This is a genomic window from Brunnivagina elsteri CCALA 953 (genome assembly GCF_002289455.1).
Classification (GTDB): Bacteria; Cyanobacteriota; Cyanobacteriia; order Cyanobacteriales; family Nostocaceae; genus Brunnivagina; species Brunnivagina elsteri.
Map to the genome: position 1 here is coordinate 1 of NZ_NTFS01000246.1, position 10,023 is coordinate 10,023.

6 protein-coding genes are annotated in these 10,023 nt (G+C 35.7%); 5 read left to right on the forward strand and 1 reads right to left on the reverse strand.

Going from position 1 to position 10,023, the window contains the following annotated elements:
- The first annotated feature begins 743 nt into the window (after window positions 1-743).
- Window positions 744-1,022: a hypothetical protein gene (locus CK510_RS19625; RefSeq protein WP_211293234.1), complete on the forward strand. Its 279-nt coding sequence runs from the start codon at window positions 744-746 to the stop codon at window positions 1,020-1,022.
- A 98-nt stretch (window positions 1,023-1,120) separates the two neighbouring features.
- Here CK510_RS19625 and CK510_RS19630 read toward each other — a convergent pair whose 3' ends face one another.
- Window positions 1,121-2,347, reverse strand: coding sequence for a glycosyltransferase family 4 protein (locus CK510_RS19630; RefSeq protein WP_095723311.1), 1,227 nt, complete (start codon window positions 2,345-2,347; stop codon window positions 1,121-1,123).
- A gap of 689 nt (window positions 2,348-3,036) precedes the next feature.
- Between CK510_RS19630 and CK510_RS19635 the strand changes: the two genes are divergently transcribed.
- The 4 genes from CK510_RS19635 (at window position 3,037) to CK510_RS19650 (ending at window position 9,664) form a co-directional block, all read left to right on the forward strand.
- A complete protein-coding gene (locus CK510_RS19635; protein ID WP_095723312.1) occupies window positions 3,037-3,885 on the forward strand; it encodes a transcription factor RcaD in 849 nt (282 codons plus the stop codon).
- A gap of 54 nt (window positions 3,886-3,939) precedes the next feature.
- The gene (locus tag CK510_RS19640) at window positions 3,940-5,976 is read left to right on the forward strand and encodes an ATP-binding protein (RefSeq protein ID WP_095723313.1); all 2,037 of its coding nucleotides are present in this window, start codon (window positions 3,940-3,942) and stop codon (window positions 5,974-5,976) included.
- 65 nt (window positions 5,977-6,041) lie between these two features.
- Complete coding sequence (locus CK510_RS19645; protein ID WP_095723314.1) at window positions 6,042-8,630, forward strand: DNA translocase FtsK; 2,589 nt, start codon at window positions 6,042-6,044, stop codon at window positions 8,628-8,630.
- 149 nt (window positions 8,631-8,779) lie between these two features.
- Complete coding sequence (locus CK510_RS19650; RefSeq protein WP_095723315.1) at window positions 8,780-9,664, forward strand: ParA family protein; 885 nt, start codon at window positions 8,780-8,782, stop codon at window positions 9,662-9,664.
- Window positions 9,665-10,023 lie beyond the last annotated feature (359 nt).

A 10,023-nucleotide genomic window follows, 5' to 3' on the forward strand; every position in this document is an offset into this window, starting at 1 on the left:
TACAGCACTTCCGGCTATTACACAATACAGTTGTTCCCCTCACCTCCCTTCTAATCATAGCTTTCAGCTTTGAGTATGTACCTCATAGCTACCGGAAGTCCTGTAACTAATATCAATAATATAATTTCCCCAATGAAGTGCGAGCATCTTGCTCGCTGCCTCTCAATAGACATCGACCGAATTTAATTATGCGTTACCCATAACCCTTGTCGTGCCTCCGCATTGCTACGTCTCTACGTCTTTTTCGGAGATGTCTAATAGCGAGTAAGATGCTCGCACTACTTAAATAAATCTAAGCGCATATCGCACTATCAATGTTTCTGCGACTGTAAAATCTAGACTAAGGGATTTCCAAATAAAAAAATCTCCAATTTCGTTGTCGGGTATGTTAGCACTATAGTCCGTAACGCACCATCAATCTAACAATGGTGCGTTACGAGAAGCTCTAACCCACCCTACATTTATTGGGTAATTTATTATTTGGTGTTCCCTAATATCAATATTTTATAAAAAATCAGATTAATTTCATAAAATTTTTATATTGACTGGTTAGTAATTCGCTAAAACTATAAATTAATTTATACCTGTTAATTTGCAAAAAAGAAAATAAGATTTCAGTGAATATCCGCTTTAATAAACAACCACTATCAAACTACATTTAGTTCAGTTGTCTTTGGTATCTCTTGAAGTTCTCATTCATGATTACCAGTGAACAGCGCAAATATAACTTTTTAGGAATCAAAATGTATAAGTATATAAGTTGCCTGCTAGCTTTCGGTGTGTTGGTTAGTTCTGCTATGCTTTTAAAGCCATGTTATGCGGAGACAGTGAATCCATCTAGTGATAGTGATATTACTAGCTTGGAAAATAAGTCTGCTGTATCACAACCTAACTTGGAGAGTGAAAATAACTCCAATAAAGATAAAGCTGTTAGTCAAGCTTCCCCTGGAAGTGAAACTGTCAAAAATCCTAATCCCCGCATCCCCATCGGTAGTAGGGTTTTTCCTTCAATGCAACAATAATAGTCTTGGGTTGTAACAATCTTAGATAATAATTAAAAGTTTGAATATGATACAAATTACAAATCAGGGCAAACGGCTGTTTGCCCTACAAGTAGTAATCATCCCAAACAAACTTGTTCGTAACGCTTACCTGCACTTTCCCAAGTAAACTCCATTTCCACAAGTTGCCTAGCATTACGAGATAACTCTGCTCGCAACTGAGAATTATCGAACAACTGACTAATAGCTGCAACATACTCACCCTTACTATTAGCACGTAAAGCCCGTAGAGGAACATTCCCAGAGTCTACAGCTAAACCTTCCAAACCGCGATCGCTCCCTACCACAGGTACACCAGCTGCCATTGCTTCGAGGGTTTTATTTTTGATGCCAAAACCAGTACGTAAAGGTACAACGCAGACTGTGGATGAGTGCAGGCACTCTACCATTGATGGAACTTTACCTGTAACAATGACACCAGGATGTTTGGTTAAGTTTTGTACTTCCTGGGTTGGACGTGCCCCAACAATGCTAAATTTAGCCTTGGGATAGCGGTTTCTGATTTCTGGAAATACTTCCAAGGCAAAAAAAGTTGCTGCATCGATGTTGTGGGAAGCATCCATTGCTCCAACAAAAATCAATCCGTTTCCAGCAACATCATTGGTGCGATCGGGAAATAATTCCAAATCTACACCATTAGGAATTACCTGAATCTCAATATCGGGACGAAGCTTTAAAAATTCGTCTTTGTCGTCTTCCGTTGTCACGACTATATTCTGAAACTTACTGCAATAGCGACGTTCATAGCGACTGAGAACTAAATTCAAGTATAAGCGATCGCGTAATGGATAGGATGATGCACCCATTTCTAAATGGTTTCGTACCCATCCATAAACGGAACTATGGATATCAATAACTGTATTTACACGGTTGCGATATTCTGGTTTGACATATATTTCGTTGACGCTGTGTTCGCAAGTAATGACATCGCATTTCCCTTGGGTAACATACTCATCCACAATATTCTGAATTTCTTTTGAATAGCGATATAAAACATTTGCGGGGGTTGCTTTTACAACTGACTCAGCAAACCTTCCCACCTTAGCAAATATTCCAGCTAAATTATTTGTACTCTGTACTTTTGCGGGGATTGGCAGCACAATCAATTCATATACCCACTTACGCAATTCTTCTACTTCTGCATCAGTTACATCTCTGTGACGTTGCGTAACTAAAGTGATTTCATGATTGAAGTGTAGATATTTGAGTAAATTAAAAGTCCTTATTTCTGTTCCTCCACGACTTGGGGGATAGGGAAAGGTGGACGATAGCATTAAGATACGCATATAATTTTCGATATTGTAATATTTTATTTTGACTATATACTGCGGTAATTACGTAAGTTAACTACAGCTTTAGTTAAAGGTACAAATCAGTTTTAACATTCGATTTAAATTTGTCGAGTACAAAATTAAAGAAATTGTAGGTTGGGTGAAGGCTTTGCGAAAGCCAACATATGATGTCAGAATAATATAAATTATATAAACCACAAGGTTGTCTAAATCTAATCAGTTAAATATAGGCTTAGATAATTTTAGATATTGGAAAATTTCGATAAATTCAGAATATTAAAATGTTGGATATCAGCACACTTAGATACCTGAGATTTTGCTGCAAATATCTATTATACGTATTCACCCAACCGATAGTTTACTGCGATGGAAATGGATGCGATCGCATTTTATGCTGTGAGGAAAATTAAGGGGTAGTAAAGTTGCGATCGCGAGGATTTTACCAAATTGATATTTTATTACACAATTATCTTGATTCGTACTTACAGAAGAATATAGGTATAATTTTTTGCTCGTGCTGGAGTAGAGTTGAACTAACCTTTAAAGTTCTATAATTTTAGGTACTTTTTTTCCACAGAGTTAAATGCCTATTAGCGCAAATTCTCGCTAGTATAAAAAGGGGATGTAAACTTTTGCTCTCAAAGCTAGAGTTGTACTGATTGTTATACAGGCAAAATAACCGTATGGATACCAACGAGCTAAAATTTATCCTCAAATTACTGGGATGTAAAGATTATAGCTCTAGCTATAGTGCTAGTATTTTCAGTTCATTTAAGGGCAAAGACAAGATTTGCCAAAGCTTAGGTCAACGGGAACTGATAGACTTTTCCCGCGAAATTGCTACAGTAAAAATATTATCCCCTGGTCAGGCATTACTCAAACTTGACCTCAAGGAAGTACCCATCAAAGATAAAGAACGTCAGGTTTTAGAAAGTATCAGTAAGGCTTCTGGTAAAATAGTACCCAGTAAACTCACACCCAAATCGTTGAAAGCTCCTGAGAAAGAGGAAATTTTGAAGACTCTCAGTGAAAAGGGTTTGATTGAGACAGAACTTAAAATCAAAAGAATAAAAGCAGAGGTTTGGCTAACTCAGCGTGGTATTGAGTATTTGCGGGATGATTATGTTCCCAAAGGTGCTGCGAACATCAGCTTAGATTTACTCAACAATTATCTTCGCTTTTTGCGGAAGACTTTAAGTATTCAGTCAGAGCAAGTTTCGACACGTGTATCAGGGAATCAGTTATCTGTTGGAACTAATACTAGTATTAGTGATGAAGAGATTTTAGAACTCCTCCGGAAACTAGATAAGGAACTTGGTGCTGACAATTATTTACCAATTTTCCACTTGCGTCAACAGTTACAGCCACCACTGTCAAGGGATGATGTAGATAAGGCACTTTATCGTTTACAAGCAAGCGACAAAATTGATCTGAGTACCTTATTAGACCCAACTAATTATACAACAGAAGAATTTCAGGCTGGAATTATTCAAAATGTTGGTGGTTCACTATTTTTTATTAGTGTTTACTAAGTCATATAGCTAATTATTTTCCAATTTAATTTCGCTCTCTGCACAATCTAAACTATGGTATCTATTAACGAAATAATTAAGCGTGAGGTTAATCCTTTTGACCTTGTAAACATTAGAGTCGGTAATTTCTGGACAGAAAATCAAGATTATACTGCTTTAGTTGAATCAATTCATCAAGCAGTTATTAATGAGGTTGAAGGTTTATTAGACCTTGTAGTGATGGATAATCGCAGTCGAACTGTATTACTTTTAGGTGATGGAGGTTCTGGTAAAAGTTATCTTTTAGGTAGACTAAAACAAACCTTTAACACTAAAGCTTTTTTCACTTATATTAGTCCTTGGTCTGACAATGATTATATTTGGCGACATGTTTTACGCTATACAGTTGATAGCTTAATTCAAGTTCCAGAAGGTCAACAGGAATCACAGTTGATTTTATGGCTGAAAAGTTTATCTGCTTTTACAAAACGCAAAAATAGCAGTATTTGGCAAGTATTATTAAATGATCGTAAAAAATTTATCAGCCATCTTAAAAATACATATAAATTAGCAGGTATTTATAATGCTGATATATTTTTTGGACTATTATACGATTTAACGGATCCAGAACTATATCCTTTAGCTTGCGAATGGTTAAGAGGTGATGATTTAAGTGAGGAATCAATGCAAACTTTGAATGTAAAATCATGCATTGATACAGAAGATGCAGCCAAAAACATCCTAGCTAATTTTGGGAAGATATCGATAGAAACACAACCAATTGTTTTATGTTTCGATCAAGTAGAATCAACTGCAAAATTTGATTTAAATCCGCAACCACTATTTAATATTAATACGACTATTCATAATGATAATCTCAAAAATTTTCTAATAATTATTACTATAGTTAAAGATAATTGGATGCGCGCTACTCAAATTATTCCTCAAACAGATAAAGTCAGATTAGAGAGACTTCTTCAGCTCAGACCTATTAATTTAGAACAAGCAGAAGCAATTTGGGCTTATCGTTTACAATCGTTACATCAAGAAGCTAATCCTCAGCCAAATATATCCATTTTTCCATTAGAGAAAATATTATTGGAAGATAACTTTCCTGGGGGAAAAACTTATCCACGAAATGCGATTATCTTAGGTAGACAGAAATATCAAGAATATAAACTGTCACTATTAACAAAGCCTATTGTAATTCAACAACCTAATTCCACTACACCCAATATAGTAATTATACCTCCTACAGAACCTTTGAGAGGTTCCCCAAGAGAAAATTATCTTGCTGAATTTAAAATAATTTGGCAAAAAGAACTGAAAAAAACTCAGGAAAAAATCACTAAAATTACTTTCGTTGCTGCAAATGAATTGATACAGATGTTGCAAATGACATTAGAAGCTTTGCAAATGCAATCTATAAAACCTAAATTAATTAGTGGTAAATCTGCTAGCTCTTCTTTCAGCTATCAATCTCCTAAGCAGGGTAAAGTGGGAGTAGTTTGGACAGAAGACCCAAATATGACTAGCTTTTTCAACATTATGAATGCTACTCATAAAGTAGCACAGAAAGGAACTTGTAGCATCATATATTTAATTAGATTATCCACACTTGGAAATGCAAAGTTGAAAGGGTTTCAACTGTATAGCCAAATTTTTAATGGTACTAAAAATATCCATATTCGACCTAAGTTACCATCAGTTCATATTCTGGAGACATATCGAAACTTGGTTAACTCTACTCTCAGTCAAGAATTAGTTATCGGTGGTAAGACGATTCAATTACCCGAATTACAATCTTTGGTTCGCGAATCTAAGGTTTTAGAAAAGTGTGTTGTAATTCAAGATTTAGGTGTAGTTACTAAACTGACTGATACAGAAACAAAGAAAGATTTACGAGTGGTGAAAGAATTTTTGCGGAGTTTGGTTGTAACTCAGAATTTTATGGGTGTTCAAGCTTTGTATTCGCACGCAAAATCTCAATTTTATGATGTTAGTGATAATGAAATTAGATATTTAATTGAGTTGCTATGTGAAGAGAGAAAAATCAAATTTATTAATCCAAAAGCTAAATTAGAAGACCAATTAGTTTGTTTAGTCGCTTAATCATCCCAGAATGCGAGTAGCAATATCGAGTGATTAGAGGAGGAATAATATTTTAAACTTGTGTCATGCAATATTTAACTATCGTAGATGAAATCAAAGAGCAAATAGATCAGCTAACTTCTTTTAGTATTCTCTGGTTAGATACGGAAATAGCTGATTGGAGTACTTCTCATCCCCGAATTTCATTAATTCAAGTTTCCAGTCAATACAACAGCATAAATAGTGCAGATGCATATATATTTGATGTCTTAGAACAACCTGATTTGGTGAGTTATTTTATTCACCGAATTATGATTAATCCCGCAATTGAAAAAGTATTTCATAATGCTAGCTTTGATTTAAGATATCTGAGTAAAAGTTCCGCTCAAAATGTTACTTGTACTCTGAAAATAGCTCAGAAAATTGGTAAGAAAACTTTAACAGTTTCTAATTTAAAACTGAAAACTTTAGCTGTCGAACTTTGTCAGTTTAGGAACGTAGATCAAGAAGAAGGTATGAGTGATTGGGGAAAACGTCCTTTGACTCAAAAGCAGCTACAATATGCAGCGATGGATACGGTTTATTTAGCTGCCGTACATCGACAGTTATTAGAATTTTCAGGACAATTACATATTTGTGAATCTATTTATAGTGATAAAATGTTAGCTAATCCGCAAACATCGACAGGGGAATTAAAGTTAGATAAATTAACACCAACAAAAGTGCGAGTTGCTTTTGAATGTCCCCGTTTATTCTATTTATCTCACCATTTTGGTGGTAATACTTTATTTATACCAGCAAATAATAGCTTTGGGATTGGAAGAACTTTTCATTTCCTAGCTAATGAGTTTATTAAGTTAGCACTGAATGAACCTTTATTTATAAACATTTTTCATCCTGCTGTCTCGCAATTAAAGTCAGAGCAAGTTGCTGCTGCGATGCAAAAGTTATTTTATGAACGAAAATTTCTCATTTATTTAGAAAAGCAAATAGAGAAAGATGTAAACTTAGCACAACTACTATTTCAAGCTTGGCAAGCTTTACAAGGATTAATAAGACGTTTTGCTGATTTGTTAATCATTAATCGTGCTTATTGTGATGCTCAGAGCTTAATTAAAAATACTTTTATTGAAGAAGAATATAAACTTGAATATGATTTGAGTCTACCAGATGGAAGAACACAGAAAGTAATGGGTGAGTATGATTGTTTAGTATTTAATTGTGAATCAAAACGTCTTTGTGTGATTGAATTTAAGACTTATCTACCTGTTGATCCATCTGCACAATTAGCACAAGTAGCTATTTACAGTTCTATGCTTTCACAGCAGAAAAAAGTTGCTGTTGATGCTGCGGTTTATTGTGTATTACCAAATTTTAAAGAGTATCAATATTCTTGGGAACAGTTAGAAAGTACCGTTCATCAATTAATTCCTTATAAATTGCAGCAGATGCAAGAATGGTTGAATTGGGAACCTGGGAACATAAATCCACCTCCCGTTACAACCCAACCTGATTTATGCCAGATTTGCCCACAGCAACAAAAATGTCAAACTTTTTTTGCTTTACCTGAACCAGAACAAAATAGTAAACCTAATCTCAAAACTGAGTATCTGGTAAACGACAATCAAGCAGTGGAAACTGTACAAAGAATCGGTGAGGATTTAGTTACAACCTTACTATCTTTTGGAATTGGTGTTGATTTCTTGGAAGTTGCTTTAGCACCTAGTTTTATCCGTGTGAAATTAAAACCCCATCCTGGTGTCAAAGTCAATACATTATTAAAATTATCTGCTGACTTACAAGTGCAACTAAGTTTGCTAAATCCACCAATGATTGCTCCCCAGACTGGTTATGTCAGTGTTGATTTACCCCGTTCAGATCGACAAGTGGCAAAATTTGAAGATTATCTAAAATCTCAAATATTACCTGCTAACTCTCCTGTTAAAATTGCCCTTGGTGTCAATTTAGAAGGAAAACTTATTGAAGCTGATTTATCCGATCCGAATACTTGTCACTTTTTAGTAGGTGGTACAACAGGTAGCGGTAAAAGCGAATTTTTGCGATCGCTACTTCTAAGTCTGCTTGTTCGTCATTCTCCCCAGCATCTGCAAATCGTACTAGTTGACCCTAAACGGGTTACTTTCCCAGAATTTGAAAGGATGAAATGGCTGTATTCTCCCATTGTAAAAGATGGTGATACTGCGATCGCGTTGATGGAAAGTTTGGTTACAGAGATGGAAAACCGTTACCAGGTGTTTGAAAAAGTAGGATGTAATGATTTAGGTAGCTTCAATCAAGGTTCCCGGACTACTTTACCGCGCATTGTTTGCATATTTGATGAATATGCGGATTTTATGGCAGAAAAAGAACTTCGCAAAGCTTTAGAATTAAGTATTAAGCGTTTAGGTGCAAAAGCGAGGGCTGCTGGAATACATTTAATTATCGCAACACAACGACCAGAAGCAACCGTTCTCACTCCCCTTATTCGTTCTAATTTACCAGGAAGGGTTGCTTTAAAAACTGCAAGTGAAGCAGATTCAATGATTATTTTAGGTGGAAAACAAACCGCAGCAGGGTACTTACTAGGTAAAGGTGATTTACTTTACCTAGACGGTGCTAGTATACATCGCTTACAAAGTTTATTCACCACAAATATTCAAATTAAAAATATTTAGAGTTGTTGCAATTACACGCTTCATTGATATAATCTGACTGCCGAAAAACTTTCACCAGTTGCGGTAAATATTAAATCAAGTCAAAATTTACAACGATAACTAGATTTGTCAGTTACGTAAATGGGAAGCGCTTTCCAAGGATTGAATGAATGGGACATGTAATTGCAACGGCAAATATGAAAGGTGGTGTGGGCAAAACAACCCTCACTGTGAACATAGCAACATGCTTGGCAAAAAATCATGGTAAGCGTGTACTTGTACTCGATTTAGACACACAAATTAGTGCGACACTCAGCTTGATGTCACCTGTGGAGTTTGCGAATCATCGTAAACAGCGTAAGACTTTTCGTTATTTAATCGACCAAATTATTACTCCGGAGGATGCCCCAACATACAAAATTAAAGATATCATTCAAACGCAAGTTTGTAATGTCCAAGGTTTAGATTTAGTGCCAGGAGATATTGATTTGTATGATGAATTTGTTGTATCTGAACTTTTGCATCAACAAGCGCTTCAATTAGGAGAAAAAGACTTTGAAACGATTTGGAATCGCTTTGAACGGGTTTTGTTGGGTAAGATTTTGGAACCGATTCGCAATGATTACGATTTTATTATCTTAGATTGCGCTCCTGGTTATAATTTACTGACTCGTAGTGCATTGGCAACGAGTAATTATTATTTACTCCCTGCAAAGCCTGAACCACTCTCTGTAGTCGGGATTCAGTTGTTAGAAAGACGAATTGGGCAGCTAAAAGATAGCCATGAACAAGAGGCAAATATAGATATAAAAATGCTGGGAATTGTCTTTACTATGTTTAGTAATAATTTGCTGAGTGGCAGATATTATAAACAGGTAATGAATCGCGTTTATCAAGATTTTGGGAATGAGAAAATTTTTAATAGCCAAATTCCTGTTGATACAAATGTGGCGAAAGCTGTTGATAGTTTTATGCCTGTGGTTTTAAATAATCCTCAATCTGCGGGTTCTAAGGCTTTTGTACAATTGACACAGGAAATATTACAGAAGGTGTGATGCTTAGATTAGGGACTTCTAACTTCCAAATAATAATATATAGGGCAGGTAAACCGAACCCTACAATAATTTGGGATAATTTATACTGAAAACGGTTAAGAATTAGACTTTTTATCTGCCAAAACTGATATTTCTAAGCCTCTCCCCTACCCTCCGGGAACGCGGTAGACGCTGAGTCGCAAAGCGACACGCTGCGCGTAGCTTGCTTCCACGGAGTGGTACGTCTTCTCGTAGAGTAGCGCGTAAAGTAAGGGGAGGTGCCACAGACGGTGGGGTTATTTTATGCGTCTTCATATTAAATTGGTATTAACTAAATAGTTTTCCAAAACTCATAACCCCAGGGCTATTTCATTCTAAAA